Annotated in this window: 13 protein-coding genes; 8 read left to right on the top strand and 5 right to left on the bottom strand. The window is 73.2% G+C overall.

The window, feature by feature from the left end:
* The first annotated feature begins 66 nt into the window (after nt 1-66).
* The 4 genes from gmd (at nt 67) to ACQKM2_RS23860 (ending at nt 5,690) form a co-directional block, all read left to right on the top strand.
* Nucleotides 67-1,080 carry a GDP-mannose 4,6-dehydratase gene (gene gmd / locus ACQKM2_RS23875; protein WP_427712926.1) on the top strand — a complete coding sequence of 338 codons (1,014 nt, stop codon included), beginning with the start codon at nt 67-69 and terminating at the stop codon, nt 1,078-1,080.
* A 147-nt stretch (nt 1,081-1,227) separates the two neighbouring features.
* Nucleotides 1,228-4,002 carry a DUF7594 domain-containing protein gene (locus ACQKM2_RS23870; protein ID WP_427712923.1) on the top strand — a complete coding sequence of 925 codons (2,775 nt, stop codon included), beginning with the start codon at nt 1,228-1,230 and terminating at the stop codon, nt 4,000-4,002.
* A 74-nt stretch (nt 4,003-4,076) separates the two neighbouring features.
* Nucleotides 4,077-4,769, top strand: a complete 693-nt coding sequence (locus ACQKM2_RS23865; protein ID WP_427712921.1) for a hypothetical protein — start codon at nt 4,077-4,079, stop codon at nt 4,767-4,769.
* A gap of 186 nt (nt 4,770-4,955) precedes the next feature.
* Complete coding sequence (locus ACQKM2_RS23860; protein ID WP_427712918.1) at nt 4,956-5,690, top strand: hypothetical protein; 735 nt, start codon at nt 4,956-4,958, stop codon at nt 5,688-5,690.
* A gap of 3 nt (nt 5,691-5,693) precedes the next feature.
* On the opposite strand, the gene ACQKM2_RS23855 is transcribed toward ACQKM2_RS23860, so the two are convergent.
* Complete coding sequence (locus tag ACQKM2_RS23855) at nt 5,694-6,812, bottom strand: glycosyltransferase (RefSeq protein ID WP_427712916.1); 1,119 nt, start codon at nt 6,810-6,812, stop codon at nt 5,694-5,696.
* Nucleotides 6,809-7,348, bottom strand: a complete 540-nt coding sequence (locus ACQKM2_RS23850; protein ID WP_427712913.1) for a WcaF family extracellular polysaccharide biosynthesis acetyltransferase — start codon at nt 7,346-7,348, stop codon at nt 6,809-6,811. Before ACQKM2_RS23850 ends, ACQKM2_RS23855 begins: the two co-directional genes overlap by 4 nt.
* A 108-nt stretch (nt 7,349-7,456) precedes the next feature.
* Here ACQKM2_RS23850 and ACQKM2_RS23845 point away from each other — a divergent pair, with 108 nt between their 5' ends.
* The 4 genes from ACQKM2_RS23845 to ACQKM2_RS23830 all read left to right on the top strand — a co-directional run bounded on the left by ACQKM2_RS23845 (nt 7,457) and on the right by ACQKM2_RS23830 (nt 13,530).
* Complete coding sequence (locus tag ACQKM2_RS23845) at nt 7,457-8,956, top strand: hypothetical protein (protein ID WP_427713054.1); 1,500 nt, start codon at nt 7,457-7,459, stop codon at nt 8,954-8,956.
* A gap of 237 nt (nt 8,957-9,193) precedes the next feature.
* The gene (locus ACQKM2_RS23840) at nt 9,194-10,489 is read left to right on the top strand and encodes a transglycosylase family protein (RefSeq protein ID WP_427712910.1); all 1,296 of its coding nucleotides are present in this window, start codon (nt 9,194-9,196) and stop codon (nt 10,487-10,489) included.
* Between the two features lie 50 nt (nt 10,490-10,539).
* Entirely contained in the window at nt 10,540-12,003 is a 1,464-nt protein-coding gene (locus ACQKM2_RS23835) for a M23 family metallopeptidase (protein WP_427712907.1), read from the top strand.
* 60 nt (nt 12,004-12,063) lie between these two features.
* Entirely contained in the window at nt 12,064-13,530 is a 1,467-nt protein-coding gene (locus tag ACQKM2_RS23830) for a CHAP domain-containing protein (RefSeq protein WP_427712904.1), read from the top strand.
* A 70-nt stretch (nt 13,531-13,600) separates the two neighbouring features.
* Here the strand turns inward: ACQKM2_RS23830 and ACQKM2_RS23825 are convergent, their stop codons facing one another.
* From ACQKM2_RS23825 to ACQKM2_RS23815, 3 genes are read right to left on the bottom strand one after another with little or no spacing between them, the layout of a single operon-like run.
* Nucleotides 13,601-14,812, bottom strand: coding sequence for a hypothetical protein (locus ACQKM2_RS23825; RefSeq protein WP_427712901.1), 1,212 nt, complete (start codon nt 14,810-14,812; stop codon nt 13,601-13,603).
* Nucleotides 14,809-16,491: a lipopolysaccharide biosynthesis protein gene (locus ACQKM2_RS23820; protein WP_427712899.1), complete on the bottom strand. Its 1,683-nt coding sequence runs from the start codon at nt 16,489-16,491 to the stop codon at nt 14,809-14,811. Before ACQKM2_RS23820 ends, ACQKM2_RS23825 begins: the two co-directional genes overlap by 4 nt.
* Nucleotides 16,488-17,693 (bottom strand): glycosyltransferase, encoded by a 1,206-nt coding sequence (locus ACQKM2_RS23815; RefSeq protein ID WP_427713052.1) that lies wholly within the window; start codon nt 17,691-17,693, stop codon nt 16,488-16,490. Before ACQKM2_RS23815 ends, ACQKM2_RS23820 begins: the two co-directional genes overlap by 4 nt.
* Nucleotides 17,694-17,711 lie beyond the last annotated feature (18 nt).

The following is a 17,711-nucleotide window of genomic DNA, read 5'->3' as shown; positions in this document are numbered from 1 at the left end:
GAAGAGGCCGGCCGAACCAGAGGCCGGAGCACCTCAGAACAGCAACGGACCACAGGGGGACCCCACATGGGCAAGACCGCACTGATCACCGGCGTCACCGGACAGGACGGCTCGTACCTCGCAGAGCTCCTGCTCTCCAAGGGCTACACGGTGCACGGGCTCGTGCGGCGGTCCTCCAGCTTCAACACGGAGCGGATCGACCACATTTACCAGGACCCGCAGACGGCGAATCGTTCCTTCGTCCTGCACCACGCCGACCTCTCCGACGGCGTCGCCCTGGTGAACCTGCTGCGCGACATACGCCCCGACGAGGTCTACAACCTCGGCGCCCAGTCCCACGTCCGCGTCTCCTTCGACGCCCCCCTCTACACGGGCGACGTGACCGGACTCGGTGCGCTGCGGCTGCTGGAGGCCATCCGGGCCAGCGGCGTCGACACCCGCATCTACCAGGCCTCGTCCTCCGAGATGTACGGCTCCACCCCGCCCCCGCAGAACGAGGACACCCCCTTCCACCCGCGCAGCCCGTACGGCGGGGCCAAGGTCTTCGCGTACTGGACCACGGTCAACTACCGCGAGGCGTACGGCATGTTCGCCGTCAACGGGATCCTCTTCAACCACGAGTCGCCCCGCCGCGGCGAGACCTTCGTGACCCGGAAGATCACCCGCGCCGTCGCCCGCATCAAGGCCGGCCTGCAGGACCACCTCTACCTCGGCAACCTCGACGCCGTCCGCGACTGGGGCTACGCCCCCGAGTACGTCGACGCGATGTGGCGCATGCTCCAGCAGGACGAGCCGTCGGACTACGTGGTCGCCACCGGAGTCGCCGCCACCGTGAGGGACTTCGTCGAGTCCTCCTTCGCGCACGCGGGCCTCGACTGGAGCGACCACGTCCGCTACGACCCCAAGTACGAGCGCCCCAGCGAGGTGGACGCCCTCATCGGCGACGCTTCCAAGGCGCGGGAGATCCTTGGCTGGAAGCCGACGGTCCTGGCGCCCGAGCTGGCGCAGATCATGGTGGACGCCGATGTCCGGCAGGTCGAGGACCAACTGGCAGGCGCCACCGTCCGGATCGACCGCTAGGCTCCGGCTTCGCCTACGATTTGCCGTGTCCCGGTCAACTCGACGACCGGGTGCGCATCCGCCGTATGCGGTTCTGGTCTGCGCCAGTCCATGCGGCTGTTCGGATATTTCCAGCCATCAAGCCGGGCCAAAAGCCCTGGGGGGCTCATGCGTAGATCCAGAGGGCTGAGTGCTGCCCTCGCACTGTCACTGGCCGGTGCCGGCACGGGCCTCGGCCTGGTGCTGACGCCCGAGGCGTCCGCCGTCACGCCGCCGGTGGCGTTCACCGCCGACGAGCTGCCCACCTGGCAGCCGAACGGCGTCGTCTTCGCCATGGAACAGGCGAACGGCACCGTCTTCGCGGGCGGCACCTTCTCGGCGGTCCGCCCGCCCGACGCGGTCGGCGGCGCCGAGCAGGAAGCGGTCAACTTCGTGGCGCTGGACGCCGCGACGGGCAACCCCACCTCCTGCAAGCTGGCCTTCACCGTCGGCGACGGCAGTGCGACCGTCCGGGCGCTGGCCGTCTCCAAGGACAAGAAGACCCTGTACGCGGGCGGCTACTTCGGCGCCGTCAACGGCACCCCGGTCTCCAGCCTCGCGGCGATCGACATCGAGACCTGCACCCCCAAGGCCGCCTTCCACCCCGGCGTACCCGCCACCGTGCGGGCGCTCGACGTCAGCGACGACACCCTGTACGTCGCCGGCGACTTCGGCGCCGTCGAGGGCCAGACCCGCGAGCGGTTCGCCGCGGTCGACGCGGCCTCCGGCGCCCTCAAGCCCTGGACCGCCAACGCGGACGAGCCCGGCCGGGCCGTCAAGGTCAGCAACGACGGCAAGAACGTCCTGCTCGGCGGTGACTTCTTCGCGGTCAACGGCACCAACACGCACGCCCTCGCGGTCGTCAGCGCCACCACGGGCGCGGTCGCCAAGACGTACTCGAACATCCCCTCCAACTCGGTCGTCAAGCACATCTCGGCCGACGCGACGGGCTACTACACCGCCAACGAGGGCTCCGGCGGCGGTGTCTTCGACGGCCGCATCGGCCTGAAGACGGACTTCAGCGAGAAGTGGCGCGACCGCTGCCTCGGCGCGACCCAGTACGTGCTGCCCTACGACAGCGTGCTCTACAGCTCCTCGCACGCACACGACTGCTCCAGCGAGCTGGAGTTCCCCGACGGCAAGCGGAACTTCTTCCTCGCCCAGCCCACCGACCACACCGGCGCCGCCCCCGCGCCCGTCGACGGCTTCGTGCGCGGCCCGCGCAAGCTCGGCTGGCACCCCACCGCCAACGACGGCATCGGCGAGGGCATCGGCCCGCGCGTCATGTCCGTCGCGGAGAAGGACGGCGTCAAGTACCTCTGGGCGGGCGGTGAGTTCACCCTCATCAACGGCCAGCCCCAGCAGGGCCTGACCCGCTTCGCCAACACCGGTGACGTCGGTGCGCCGACCACGCCCGTCGCCAGCGCCGCCAGCGTCAAGCCCGGCGAGGCCCAGGTCCGCTGGCGCACCAGCTACGACCAGGACGACAGCAGGCTGACGTACCGGATCTACCGCAACGGCTCGGCGACCCCGGTCGCCACCGTGACCGCGGACTCCCTGGAGTTCGAGCGGCCGCAGGCCTCCTGGAACGACACCACCGTCAAGGCCGGCCAGTCCTACTCCTACCGGGTGACCGCCACCGACGGCGCCGGCAACACCAGCGCCCTGTCGGCGACCGCCTCCGTCACCGTCCCGGCCTCCGTGCAGGCCTACCCGGACCGGGTCCGCGCCGACGGCGCCAACCTGTACTGGCGCTACGACGACACCGTCAGCCCGTACGTCGCGGACTCCTCCGCCGGCGGCAACACCGGCGGCGTCCAGGTGGGCGCCCCGGCGCTGCGCCAGAGCCCCGGCGCCGTCACCGGCACCAGCACGGCCATGGGCTTCAACGGCTCCAGCCAGCAGGTGTACAGCGACCACCGGCAGAGCGTGGGCGCCTCCTTCACCGTCGAGACGTGGTTCAAGACCAACACCACCCGCGGCGGCAAGCTCATCGGCTTCGGCAACAACACGGCCAACAGCAGCAGCACGTTCGACAAGCAGCTGTACATGACCAACACCGGCCGGCTGGCCTTCGGCGTCTACAACGGCACCACCCGCACCATCACCACGGGCCTCTTCGAGACGTACAACGACAACAAGTGGCACCACGTCGTCGGCACGCAGGGCCCCGGCGGCATGACCCTGTACGTGGACGGCCAGAACAAGGGCACCAACAGCGCCACCGACTCCACCCCGTACGCGGGCTTCTGGCACGTGGGCGGCGACAGCCTCACCAGCTGGCCGAACCGTCCGACGAGCAACTTCTTCGCCGGGCAGATCGACGAGACCGCCGTCTACCCGACGGCGCTCACCCAGGCCCAGGTCAAGGCCCACTTCGACCTGGCCAAGGCGCCGGCCGACACGGTCTCCAGGGTCACCGCGTCCGAGGACACCTACGTCAACCAGGGCGCCCCGGGCACCGTCTACGGCACCTCGTCCTCGCTCGCGGTGCGCGGCACCTCGGCGTACGAGACCTACCTGCGCTTCACCCTCCCGGCCGCCCCGGCCGGGCAGGTCCTGAAGGCCGCCTCCCTCCAGTTCAAGACCTCCACGCAGAGCGGAGCCGGCACCGCCGACACCGTCTCCGTGGTCCCGGTCGCGGGCACCTGGAGCGGTACCGCCACGACGTTCACGACCAAGCCCGCCCTCGGCACCACCCCGCTCGGCAGCATCGCGGGCGTGCCGGACGGCTCGGCCGTCCAGAACGTCGAACTGGACACCGCCGCGGTCTCCGCGGTGCTGGGCAGCAGCTACAGCCTCGGCCTGACCGGCGCGGGCACCGACCCGCTGTGGATCTGGTCCTCGGAGTCGACCGCCGCGGACGCCGCTCCGCAGCTGGTCCTCACCTTCGGCCAGAAGTAACCGCCCGACGGAGTGCGGGGCCCGGCACGCAAGCGCCGGGCCCCGCACTCCGCCCCACGTACGGGAGCCACCTGATGTACCGACGCCCCGCGGCGGCCGCGGTCCTGCTCGCCGCCGCCCTGACGCTGACCGGCTGCAGTTCCCCGGACGGCACCGAGGCCGGCACCGCCCGGGCCGCCGCCACGCCGAAGCCGCCGGCCGCGTCCGCGGCGCCCGACCCGGCGGACGCCGCGGCGGCGCCTGCCGCACCGGCGTCACCGGACGCGAAGCCGACGGGGCCGGTGCTCCCGGACGCGAAGCTCACCCCGAAGACGGGCAGCTTCAAGGAGAACGAGAAGAAGTACCTGAGCGGCCGCGTCCCCGAGAAGACGGACCCGGCCGCCGTCCTCCAGACCGGGCAGGAGACCTGCCAGCGGGTGGAGCGCACGGCCAAACGGGACAAGGACGCGGCGGCCGCGTCGATCGTCGCCGGCGAGGTCACCGGCGCCGCGGACGCGATCACCTTCCTCTGCCCGGAGCAGAAGCCGGTCCTGGAGGCGGCCCGGAAGGGATTCCCCGACGGCCTCCGCACCGCCCCGGCCCCCGGCACCTACCGGGCCGCCACCCAGAGCACCGCGTGCACCTGGGAGGCCAGGTCGAAGGACGGCTCCGTCCTCGCCTCGGGACCCGAGACCCCGCCCGGGCCGGGCGACAGGATCACGGCCACCGTCCCCGCCGGCACCGACCGCTTCACGTCGACGGGCTGCTACGCCTGGCTCCCGGCGTAGCCTGACGGAGTAGCAGGATCCGGGCGCGGACGGGCGTATTCCGGTAAATGTTTGCCATCCTCTGGCAAAGCATGTGCCGGGCCCTTGCCGTGCCGGGGGAGACCCGATGGGATGCGCGAGTCCCATTTCGGCGCACCGGGCGATCCGGTGCGTCCTGCATGCGAAACATCGAGGTCGAGTCACACCGTGCGTCAGATATCCCCCGCCGCGAGGCTGCTCACCGTCGCGGCGCTTCCGCTGGCGCTGACCGCCTGCTCCTTCCCCGGCACGAAGGCCCCCGAGACCGCCCCGAAGGCCGCTCCGGCCGCCGCCCCCAAGGCCGCGGCACCCTCCGCCGACCCCAACAAGGGCCTGCTGACCGGTACCCAGCTCAAGGCCGCGCTCGCGCCCGCGTCCTTCTTCAGGACCGGCTTCACCGTCGACCCCGAACTCTCCCGCGACACCGGGGAGACCTACCAGCGGCCGGCCACCGCCGACGTCCCCACGCCCGACTGCACCAAGCTCGGCGCGACCTCCTGGACGGAGATCACGGGCATCACCGGAGTCTCCTTCGCGCAGAACGCGTACGTGGACAAGAACTCCTCCGAGGAGTTCGCCCAGGAGATCGACGTCTACCGCGGTACGACCGCCACGACCGTGCTCGACGCGCTGGGCAAGATCGCCACGGCCTGCCCGAGCTACACGGACGGCGACACCCACGCCAAGGTGACGGTCAGCGAGAAGCCCCTGCCGGGAGTGGGCGACGGCGCCTGGGCCATCACCCAGACCAGCACCGCCTGGCAGGGCGGCACCACCCTGGTGGCCGCCCGCGTGGGCACCTCGGTGGTGACCGTCCTGGCCAGCAGCGCCAAGGACAGCGGCCTCGCGGGCGGCACGAAGCTGGCGAAGCAGCTGGCGGCGTCCCTCAAGGGCAAGGCCTGACCCTCAGCGGCCGCCGGCGGCTTCGTAGACGCCCAGCAGGGTGTCCAGTACGGCGTCCATGGCGAAGGACCTCGCCGCGAGTCCGCGGGCGGCCGTGGAGGCCGCGGCGTTCGCGGCGGGGTCCAGCAGGGTCAGGACCGCCTCCGCCACCGGGCCCGGGCCGGGGGTGACCGCCAGGCCCGCACCCGCCGCCGCGATGTCCCGGGCCAGGCCGTTGGAGTGGGTGACCACCGGCGGGACGCCCACCGCGAGGGCCTCCAGGACCGACATGGGGAACGGCTCGTCCACCGAGGGCAGTACGTAGACGTGCGCGCGGCGGAGCTCGGTGAGGACCTCGGCCGTCGACAGGGCGCCGGGGACCGTGAAGCGGTCGCCGAGGCCCAGGGCCGTGATCCGGGCCCGGACCGCCGCCAGCTCGCCCTCGTCCGGGCCGGCCACCACGAACTCCGCGTCCGGGTGGGCCGCCAGGACCGCCGGGGCGGCGTCCACGAAGTCCACCGGGCGCTTGCGGGCCTGGAGGCGGGCCGAGTAGAGGATGCGCGGCGGGCCGCCCAGGGGCGGGCGCTCCTCCTGGGACGGGGTGCCGTTGACCAGGCGCACCGCCCGCGCGAGCGGCGGGGAGCCCGCCACCGCGTCCAGGCCCTCCCGCTCGTGCGGGGTCAGGTACAGCACGGCGTCCGCTCCGCGCAGCAGGCGGCGTACCGCCACCGCGTCCAGGACCTTCGCGAGGAGCTTCTCGCTCGGGTCGACCATGCCGTGGGTCTGGAGGACGAGGGGCTTGCCCGCGCGCAGGGCCGCCAGGGCGAGGGGGAGGGTGACCAGGTCGCGGGCCAGGTGGACGTGGACCACGTCCGCCTCCCGTACCAGGCGGGACGCCGAGGCCAGCAGGGCCGGCGAGGTCATCCCGCTGAAGCCGAGGGGGAGCGGGCGGCGGGCCGGGAACAGCTTCGCCGGGACGCCCTCCACCGACGCCGGCCACGGGTCGAAGCCCTCGCCGAGCGCCAGGAGCCGCGCCTCGTGACCGCGCGCCCGCAGGCCCTTCGCCAGGTTGAGGGCCACCCGCACCGGGCCGCCGAAGGCGTGCGAGGGGGAGTGCAGGGTCACGGCGTGCAGGACCTTCACTTGGGCTCCTCCACCGGGCGGCGGCGGCCGTCCTGGGTCTGCAGGGTCAGTTCGGGCAGGTCCTTGTGGACCACCGCGCCCGCGCCGGCCACCGCGCAGCGGCCCACGGTCACGCCCGCCAGCACGGTCGCCCGTACCGCCACCCACGCGCCGTCCTCCACGGTGATCGGGGCGTTGCGGTAGCGGAAGTCGGCGGCCCGGTGGTCGTGCGAACCCGTGCACAGCAACGACTCCTGCGACAGGCACACGTGCGAACCGATCGTCACCGGCTCCAGGTTGAGCAGCCAGGCGCCCTCGCCGATCCACGCGTGGTCGCCGACCTCCAGCTTCCACGGCCACAGCACGCGCACCCTGTGCCGGATCAGCACCCCCTCGCCGACCTTCGCCCCGAAGGCCCGCAGCAGCGCCACGCGCAACCGGGCCGGGCAGAACCACGACATGAAGAGGGTGTTCAGCACGGCGAACCACAGAGCCTGCGTCAGGAACCCGCGCCCCTTGTCGTATCCGGCCAGCGTGAAGGAAGGAAGATCGCGCAACAGAAGCCCCTCGTCGTCCACCCCGGGCGCGCCTCCCCGGGCGCCGACCGCCCAGACTAGACTGCCCGTTGATCACGCACGGGGGTGGGGGCAGCAGTGGCCACGGACATACGCGAGCCCGCCGTGGAGCCGGTGCCGGCGCCCTCCGGGGACGAGTCCCGGTGGGGGAGGGTCACCACCCCCCGCACCCTGCTCTCGCGGGCCCTGTCCGTGCCGCTCGCCCTCGGCTTCACCGTCTTCTTCCCCCTCTTCGTCGCCGCCCAGCCCGGCGACGGCCAACGCGACGCCGCCTACTGGCTCCAGCTGCTGCTCACCATGTACGCGGGCGCCCGGCTCTCCGCGATGATCCTCACGAGCCGCCGCAAGCTGCTCCAGGGCTCCTTCTGGCTCTTCGTCTACATGGCCATGGGCGTGGCCCCGCTCGCCCAGGCCGTCCTCGGCCGGGTCCCCACCCCCGTCGTCGGCCCCCGCTCCGACCTCACCCTGGCCATCGGGCTGGTCCTGCTGGGCTGCACCGCCTTCGACGTCGGCGTGCTGCTCGCCCGCCACCGGCCCGCGGGCCGAGCGGGCGGCTCCCCGAAGGAACCCCGGCCGGTCATGGCCCACCGGCGCAGGCTCCAGCTGCTGACCGGCCTCGCCTTCCTGGGCAGCGCGGCCTTCATCGTCAAACTCGGCGGCCCCGCCGTCTTCTTCTCCAGCCGCCAGGAGATCATCGCCGGCATCCAGGAGGCGGGCGTCTCCAACGGGGACGGCCAGGCGGGGCAGGCCCTGCTGCGCGGCTTCGGCACCGTGCCCGCGCTGCTCGCGCTGCTGCTGTACACCCGGTGGCTGATCACCTCGAAGTTCGCCCGCCGCAAGGTGTCGGTCATCGCCACCTGGGCGGCGCTGGCGGTGCTCAACCTGATCGTCAACAACCCCGTCTCGAACCCGCGCTACTGGTTCCTGACCGTCCTGTTCGCGCTGCTGTTCACCGTCTTCCCGGTGAGCGCCGCCATGTACCGGACGGCGCTGTCGATGGCCGTCGTCGTCGCCCTGCTCGTCTTCCCCTTCGCGGACCGCTTCCGCTACGACGAGAAGAACTACAAGCCCGTCGAGACGACCTCGTTCCTGGAGCCGATGGCGCTCAAGGACTACGACCAGATCGGCATGTTCGCCAACACCATCACCTTCTCCCGCTCCGGACCCGGCCACTTCTACGGGCGCCAGCTCGCCGGTTCCGTCTTCTTCGCGGTGCCCCGCTCGGTGTGGCCGGGCAAGCCGCGCGACACGGGCGTGATGGTCGGCCAGTGGATGGGCACGGTCAACACCAACCTCTCCTCCCCCGTCTGGGCCGAACTCTGGCTGGACTTCGGCCCGCTGGGCATGGGCGCCGGAATGCTGGGCATCGGGTACGCGGCCGCGCGCGTCGACCGCCGCTACGCGAAGCGGGCCACGCGCCGCTCCGCCCCGGGCAGCCTGATCTCCGTGGTGGTCCCGCTGGTCGCCGGGTACTCCTTCATCCTGCTGCGCGGTCCGCTGCTCCAGGCCTCCGGCCGGGTCGCGATCGCCGCGCTGTGCCTCGCGCTCGTGGCCACGTACCGCCAGGACAGGGCCGCCACCCTGCGCTGACGCGGCGCAGGTCCGCGGCCGGTCTGGCCGCATGGAGCCAGGCACCTCCGTGCCACCCCGAACCCCTGGAACACCCCCGGGCCCGGAAGACATGATCCTCTCAACGGCGCAGCAGTGAGGCGCCAGGGGGGAACCGGGCCGGCGCCGATGGGGCGCACACCTGGAGCGCCACGTCACCACAGGTCCGCGCAACTGCGCACACCTGGCCCATCCGCGTCCGAAATGTGGGGGATTGTCATGTCTGCTCGCCGTCGACTCGCCACGCTCACGTCGGTCACCGCCACCGTTGCCGTCAGCTCGTCCGTGCTCCTGTCCCTGGCCGCGGTCCCGGCCTCGGCCGCCAGCGTGGCGACCTGGGACAAGGTCGCCCAGTGCGAGAGCTCCGGCAACTGGAGCATCAACACCGGCAACGGCTACTACGGCGGCCTGCAGTTCTCGGCGTCGACCTGGCGGGCCTACGGGGGCACGGCATACGCGGCCTACGCCCACCAGGCCACCAAGAAGCAGCAGATCCTGATAGGCGAGAAGGTCCTCGCCGGCCAGGGTCCGGGCGCGTGGCCGAGCTGCGGCCGGCTCGCCGGACTCGGCAGCGACCACGCCGACCCCTACCCGGACGCGCCGACCCCGCCGGCCCCCGCCCAGTCCTGGAAGGCGCAGGTGCTGATCGGCTCCGGCAACGGGATCTACCACGCCACCCGCTTCGACAACGGCACCTGGACCCGCTTCGGGAACGTCGACAGCCAGGCGACCGCCGTCCCGGGCGGCGTGCGCACCACCGCCGAGGCGGGCATCAACGGCGACACGCACGTCCTGGCCGTGAGCAACGAGGGCAGGCTCTACCACACCATCCGCAACGCGGACCGCACCTGGGGAACCTTCGGGGACGTCCACGCCGTCGCGGGCGCCCTGCCCAACGTGACGCAGGTGGCGGCGGTTTCGTCGGGCACCGAGCTCCAGGTCGTGGTGGTGGCGGACGGGAAGGTCTACCACACGGTCCGCCGGGCCAACGGGACGTGGGCGCCGTTCGGCGCGGTCGGCAACCCGGGCGGGGCGCCGGTGACGAAGGTGGCGCTCTCCCAGACGGGCACCGACACCCAGGTGGTCGCGGTGTCCGGCGGGTCGCTCTTCCACACGGTCCGGCACGCGGACGGCACCTGGACGAACTGGGGGAACGCCTCCGCCGAGACGGGCGTGAGCGGCATCGACGAGGTCGCGGTGGCCGGCACCGGCGGTGACCTGCAGCTGGTGGTGACCACCGAGGGCGGCGCCAAGCGCTACCACGGGGCCCGCTTCGCCAGCGGCCAGTGGGTCCTGAACGACCTCTCCGCGGTGGTTCCTTCGAGCGTGACGGTCACCGACGTCGCGGCCGCCGCCGTCGACAACGAACTCCAGGCCGCCTTCGTCACCACCGACGGCCGCGTCCTGCACACCCTCCGCCGCACCGACGGGACCTGGACGGGCGCCGCCCCCATGGACCTGACCGGCGTCACCGGCGACCACACCGGCGTGTCCATCACCGCCACCTTCAACTGACCAGCGCACGACACCCGCGACACCCCCCGACAGAACCCAGGAGCCCCGTCATGTCCACCTTCACCCGTCGTGCGCTGACCTCCGCCACCGGTATCGCCCTCGCCGCCTCCGGCCTGGTCGCCTTCGCCGCCTCCCCGTCCTACGCCGCGGGGCCCGCCTACCAGATGCCCTTCAGCTGCAACCAGGCCTGGCTGGGCAAGACGTACAGCGGCCACAGCCCGTCGGTGCAGTCCATCGACTGGACGCACGGCGGCACCACGGCCAACCAGCCCGTGCTCGCCAGCGCCGACGGCGTCGTCAGCACCGCCACCACCCTCACCAACCCCGACGGCTCGTACCGCAGTTACGGCAAGTACGTGGTCATCGACCACGGCAACGGCTCGACCAGCCTGTACGCCCACCTCAACGGCTACGACGTCAGCGCCGGAACCCGCGTCGTACGCGGCCAGAAGATCGGCATCGTCGGCAACACCGGCAACTCCTCCGGCGCCCACCTGCACTACGAGCAGCGCTACAACGGCACCGTCAAGCAGTCCGTCTTCGACGGCGAGCCCTTCCAGATGGGCTCTACGCTGACCAGCCGCAACTGCTCCGACACCACCACCCCGCCGGCCCCGACCGGCCAGTGGCGGGCGCAGGTCGCGGTCGAGTCCGGCGGCGGGCTCTACCACGCGGTCCGCAACGCCGACCGGACCTGGACCGGCTTCGGCGACGTCCAGGGCGTCACCGGCGCGGTCCCGGGCGGGGTGCGCACCACCGCCGAGGCGGGCATCAACGGCGACACGCACGTCCTCGCCGTGACCAACGAGGGCAAGCTCTTCCACTCCATCCGCTTCACCGACCGCTCCTGGTCCGACTTCGGCGACGTGGCCGGCGAGGCCGGCCAGCTCGCCAACATCACGCAGGTGGCGGCGGTCTCCTCGGGCACCGAGGTGCAGGTCGTGGTGGTGGCGGACGGGAAGGTCTACCACACGGTCCGCCGGGCCAACGGGACGTGGGCGCCGTTCGGGGCCGTCGGCAACCCGGGCGGGGCGCCGGTGACCAAGGTGGCGCTGTCCCAGACGGGCACCGACACGCAGGTGGTCGCGGTGTCCGGCGGGTCCCTCTTCCACACCGTCCGGCACGCCGACGGCACCTGGACCAACTGGGGCAACGCCTCCGCCGAGACGGGCGTGAGCGGCATCGACGAGGTCGCGGTGGCCGGCACCGGCGGTGACCTGCAGCTGGTGGTGACCACCGAGGGCGGCGCCAAGCGCTACCACGGGGCCCGCTTCGCGAGCGGCCAGTGGGTCCTGAACGACCTGTCCTCCGTCGTCCCCGCCGGCGTGACCGTGACGGACGTGGCGGCGGCGCAGGTGAACAACGAGCTGCAGGCGGCCTTCGTGACCACCGACGGCCGGGTCCTGCACACCATCCGCGCCGTGAACGGCACCTGGAGCCCGGCCGCCCCGGTCGACCTGACGGGCGTCCCCGGCACCCGCACCGGCGTCTCCATCACCGGCACCTACAACTGACGCGGCGCCGACGCCCCGCCCCCCTTCCTCTTCCGCACTTCCCCCAAGGACACCCACGCCATGTTCAAGACCCAGAAGTCGGCCCGCGTCCGCTCCTTCCTGCTCGCCACCGCAGTCCTCGCCCCCGTACTGGGAATGGCCTCCGCGGCACCCGCCGCGGCGGACGCCCCCTCGGTCGCCGACATAGCCCGCTCGCAGGTCGGCAACGACTGCACCCCGTACTACGGCTGCGTCTACCCGAGCGCCTGGTGCGCCGAGTTCTCCCGCTGGGTCTGGAAGCAGGCCGGCGCCAACACCTCCGGCCTCAACGCGGCCGCCGCCTCCTTCTACAGCTACGGCCAGCGCAACGGCACCCTCCACACCAGCGGCCCCCAGGTGGGCGACGCCGTCCTGTGGGACGACGACGGCTCGGTCAGCGGCGAGGCCAACCACGTCAGCCTCGTGGTCGCGGTCTCCTCCGACGGCTCGCAGATCCAGACCGTCGGCGGCAACGAGAGCCACAAGGTCTCCGCCAAGGGCTGGTTCAACTGGCGTACGTACGTCAACCCGGGCGCGGGCCGGGCCCTCGCCTTCGTCTCCCCGGTCGGCGTCCCCGGCACCCCGCCCCCGAACACCACCCCGCCGGCCCCGACGGGCCAGTGGCGGGCGCAGGTCGCGGTCGAGTCCGGCGGCGGCATCTACCACGCGATCCGCAAGGCGGACCGGACCTGGACCGGCTTCGGCGACGTGCAGGACGTGGCCGGCGAGGTTCCGGGCGGGGTGCGCACCACCGCCGAGGCGGGCATCAACGGCACCACGCACGTCTTCGCGGTCAACAACGAGGGCAAGCTGTACCACACCGTCCGGCTGGCGGACGGGAACTGGGCGGGCTTCGGCGACGTCCACGCCGAGGCCGGCCAGCTCGGCAACATCACGCAGGTGGCGGCGGTCTCCTCCGGCACCGACGTGCAGGTCGTCGTCGTGGCGGACGGGAAGGTCTACCACACGGTCCGGTACGCCAACGGGACGTGGGCGCCGTTCGGCGCGGTCGGCAACCCGGGCGGGGCGCCGGTGACGAAGGTGGCGCTGTCCCAGACGGGCACCGACACGCAGGTGGTCGCGGTCTCCGGCGGGTCGCTCTTCCACACCGTCCGGCACGCGGACGGCACTTGGACGAACTGGGGGAACGCCTCCGCCGAGACGGGCGTGACCGGCGTCGACGAGGTCGCGGTGGCCGGCACCGGCGGTGACCTGCAGCTGGTGGTGACCACCGAGGGCGGCGCCAAGCGCTACCACGGGGCCCGCTTCGCGAGCGGCCAGTGGGTCCTGAACGACCTCTCCGCGGTGGTTCCTTCGAGCGTGACGGTCACGGACGTGGCGGCGGCGCAGGTGAACAACGAGCTGCAGGCGGCCTTCGTGACCACCGACGGTCGGGTCCTGCACACCATCCGCGCCGTGAACGGCACCTGGAGCCCGGCCGCCCCGGTCGACCTGACGGGCGTCCCCGGCACCCGCACCGGCGTCTCCATCACCGGCACCTACAACTGATCCGGCACTCCTGATCCGGACACACCGCGGGCCCGGGACGACCACCGTCCCGGGCCCGCTCCCGTGCACCTCAGGCGGCGGCCGCGACCTCCGCCGGAACCTTCAGCCGGGCCACCCGCAGCCACCCCGCGGCGGCCTTCGCGGCGGAGCCCAGGGCCAGCCCCCAGGCGGCGCCCATGACGCCCCACCCGGCGTACCCGGCCAGCAGCAGGGCCACCGACAGCAGCGAGAACAGCACCTGGAGCGAGAGGGTGGCCTTCGGTTCGAGCACGCGCAGCGTGAGCAGGGCGCAGGTGCCCAGGCCCATGACCGCGTACTGCGCGCCCGTGGCGGGCAGCAGCCCGGCGGCCGCCGTCCAGGTGTCGCCGAGAAGCTGCCGGCCCAGCCGGTCGGGCAGCGCGTACAGCACCGCCGCCCAGCCCCCGCCCAGGACCGCGAGGACGGCACCCGTCAGCAGGGTCAGCCGGACCACGCCCCGCTTGCCGGAGGCCCGGCCGACCACCGGCGGCCCGAAGGCGTTCGCAGAGTTGAACAGGACGTTCAGCGGGCCGAAGAGGGTGCTCGCGCCGCGCAGCGCACCGACGGCGAGCGGCGTCGCGAACGCCCCGAGCCCGAGCACCGCGAGCTGGCTGGCGCCGTTGCCCACGGCGAACTCGACCACGAACCGGCGCCCCAGGTGCCCGCGCCGCAGATAGGGCCGCAGGTCGGCGCGCACCCCGCGGACGAACGGCCGCAGCAGCCACACCCCCACCGCCAGCGCCGGCAGCGCGGACAGCCCCCACACCAGGACCAGCCGGCCGGCCGACACTCCCCGCGGCTGTACGGCCAGCGCCGCGACCACGCACACCAGCCGCAGCGCGTCCGCGGCCAGCGCCCGCTCGGGCACCCGCAGGGCGGAGAAGCAGTAGCGCAGCCCGTCCTGCACGAGGACCGGCGGCAGTACGAGGCCCAGCGCGAGCAGCGCCCACCCGGCGTCCCCGGGCACCGCGAGGCCCGCCGCGGCCAGTACGAGCCCGGCCGCGGCGGACGCGGCGGCCGTGAACAGCACGGAGGAGCGGCACACCCGCCCCAGCCCCTCGCCCTTCTCCAGCACCACGGTCTGGCCGACGTAGGCCATGTTGAGCCCCAGCAGCACGCTGAAGGCCACGTAGACCATCGAGAAGGCGGCGAACCCCGACGCCGACGACAGCCGGGCGGCCAGCACCAGCACCAGGATGTTCGTGGCACTGGAGGCGGCCTGGTCCAGGACCGAGGAGACCGCGGCGAGGCCCCGCCGGCTCACCTCTGGCCCGTGCGGACGGTGCGCAGCGCCACGGTGTCGCTCCCGTCGCCCGGGGCGGACTCCCCGTCCCCGGCGGCCCCGCCCTTCGACCCGCCCTTGGCTCCGCCCTTGGACCCGCGCTTGGGGGAGGGCAGCGGGGCGTGCAGCACCGCGCCCAGCACGGTCCCGCCGGCGCCGCTGATCAGCTCGCGGATCCGGGACAGGTCGCTGCGGTGCACGGCGCGCGGGTCGCAGACCACGAGGACGCCGTCGACGCGGTCGACCAGCGCGAGCGCGTCGGCGTACGAGAGCACGGGCGGCGCGAGTACCACGACGGTGGAGTTGGGGGTGTCGGCCTCCGCGATCAGCTGGCCGGTGCGCCGGGAGGTCAGGGCCCTCGCCACGTTGCGCACGCGGTCGCCGGGGATCAGGTCGAAGTCGCCGGACTCGGCGGCGTCCACGACGACCCGGCGCCCGTCGGGCCACTCGGAGTCGCCGCCCGCGGAGCCGCCCGAGAGCGAGCTCCAGCGCGGCCGGTCGCCGGTGTCGGTCGGCAGCTGGCTGGCCAGCACCGGGGTGCGCAGGTCGGCCTCGATGAGCAGGACGTCCTTGCCGGTCTCGGCGAAGGAGGCGGCCAGGTTCACGGCCACGGCGGCGGCCGTCTCGCTGCTGCCGCGCGGGGCGGCCACCAGCAGTCGGCGCCGGTCGGCGAACCGGGAGTCGTAGGCGAGGCGGAACGCCACCGAGCGGTACTCCTCGGCGAGCCGCGGATCGGCCTCCCCGGCCGCGAGGAGCGGGCCGCCGCCGGTCCGGTCCCGGGGCAGGTAGCCCAGTACGGGTGCGCGCAGGGACCGGGCCACGTCGCCCTCGGAGCGCGGCGCCGGGTCGAAGACCAGCCGGACCCACGCGGCGAGCAGGCCGAGCGCCAGGCCGACGGCCGCGCCGAGCGCGAGGGACATCGGGAGGCCGGGCCCGTCGGCGGCGGCGGGCGGGGCGGCGGCGGTGGTGACCCGGCCCGGGGTCATGTCGAGGGCCTGGAGCTTGGCGATGTTGCCGTTGAGGGTGTTGACCTTGTTCTGGAGGTCGGTGCGCGAGGAGAGGGAGGCGTCCCGGGCGTTGCCCGCCGGCATGCTGTTGATCTGCCGGGCCACCTCGTCGAGCTGCTTGGCGACCGGGTCGCGCTGGGCCTCGTACCCCTTGACCATCGTGGTGCGGGTGACGTCGAGGGCCTCCTGCCGCTTGAGCAGGTAGGCGGCCGCCATGCCGTTGGCGCGCCTGGCGGCCTCCTTGGGGGAGGCCGCGGTGTAGGTGAAGCGCAGCACCATCGTCTGCGGCGGGTTGGTCACCTGGAGGCCGCCGCGGAACGCCGGGACGTCCTTGGCGGCCACGCCGAGGGTCTTCGCCGCCTGCTCGGCTATGGAGCGGGAGAGCGCGACCTGCCGCTCCGAGCCGATGTTGATGGCCTTGTCGGGGGCCAGGCTCGGGTTGAACGGGTCGTCGGTGGGCGCGCGCAGCACCACGTCCGCGACGGACACGTAGGTGTCCGCCGTGGAGACGCCGAGGTAGACGCCGCCCAGCAGGCCGACGGCCAGGCCGGCGCCGAGGAGCCGGCGGTAGCGCAGGAGCTGCTTGAACTGGTCCCGCAGGAGATCGGGTTCGTCCTCGGCGGGGGCCGTCGCCGGGCGGTTCGTCTCGGTCACGGCCGGTTCCCCCCGAGTGCTTCGTCGATCAGCGCGTCGATGCGGGCCAGGCCCGCCTCACGGCTCAGGTGGGCCGCCACGTGGACGGGCCCGGCCGCCCCGAGGGCGTCCGCGCCCTCCGGGTCCTCGGCCAGGGAGCGGACGGCCTTCAGCAGGGCCTCGGGGTCCTCCGGCGGTACGAGCACCCCGGCGCCGGAACGCCGTACCTCCTGCGCGGTCCCGCCCTGCGCCGCGACGGAGGCGACGACGGGCCGGCCGGCCTGGAAGTAGGAGGTCAGCTTGGACGGCACGCTCATGTCCAGCACCGCGGCGTGCTGCGTGACCGCGAGGACGTCCGCAGCGGCGAGGACGTCCGGGAAGCCGTTGTCGGCGGCGGGCGGGATGATGTCCAGGTTCGGCACGTCGGCGGCCATGCTCGCGAGGGCCGCGCGCTGGCTGCCGTCGCCCATGAGGACGAAGCGGACCTGCGGATCCAGCCGGGCGGCGCCGACGAGGACTTCGAGGCCCTGCTTGAGGCCCATGTTCCCGGAGTGCAGGACGACGGTCTGGCCGGGCGCCCATCCGAGGTGGTGGCGGGTCTCCCCGCGCGGCTTGGTGGGCTTGGCCACGTGCGACCAGTTCGGGACGAGGCGGATCTTCCCGGGGTCCACGCCCATCGCCACGACCCGGTCCACGAAGGTCTCGTGGATGACGCCGACCAGTGCGGCCCGCTTCAGCGCGTACGCCTCCGCGCGCCCGGCGAACGCCGCCGCCTTGTCCCCGCCGCTGATGCCGCTCTGCGCGGCCGCGGCGCCCATCAGGTCCTGGACGACGGGTACGAACGGCACCTTCCAGCGGGCCGCGAGACGAGCGGCCGTGACCCCGCCGGCGAGGCTCGGCATCTGCGCCATGACCAGGTCGGGCTTCGGCATCCGGGGCGGGGCCGCGGCACCGTGCAGCAGAATCGATCCTTCGAACAGGGCGCGCCGGACGGCGGTCTGACGGGGCGGCACGGTGTGGGCGCGCCGGTGCACGGTGACCCCCGCGCGCTTCTCGGTGCGCCGCAGCACCCCCTTGTATTCCGGTTCGACCGACCAGGCCGGGTAGTGCGGCATGCCCGCCAGAACGTGCGCGTCGTGGCCGGTACTCGCCCAGTGCTCCGCGATCTGGGTGGCGTACGGGCCGATGCCCGCGTGCTCCGGGGCGTAGTTGGTGGAAACCAGCAGCAGGCGCCGGTGACC

The organism is Streptomyces sp. NPDC004126 (genome assembly GCF_050275515.1).
In the GTDB taxonomy this organism is placed as follows: Bacteria; Actinomycetota; Actinomycetes; order Streptomycetales; family Streptomycetaceae; genus Streptomyces.
The sequence above is the reverse complement of the archived record's forward strand: the minus strand, read 5'-3'. Positions and strand labels throughout refer to the sequence as shown.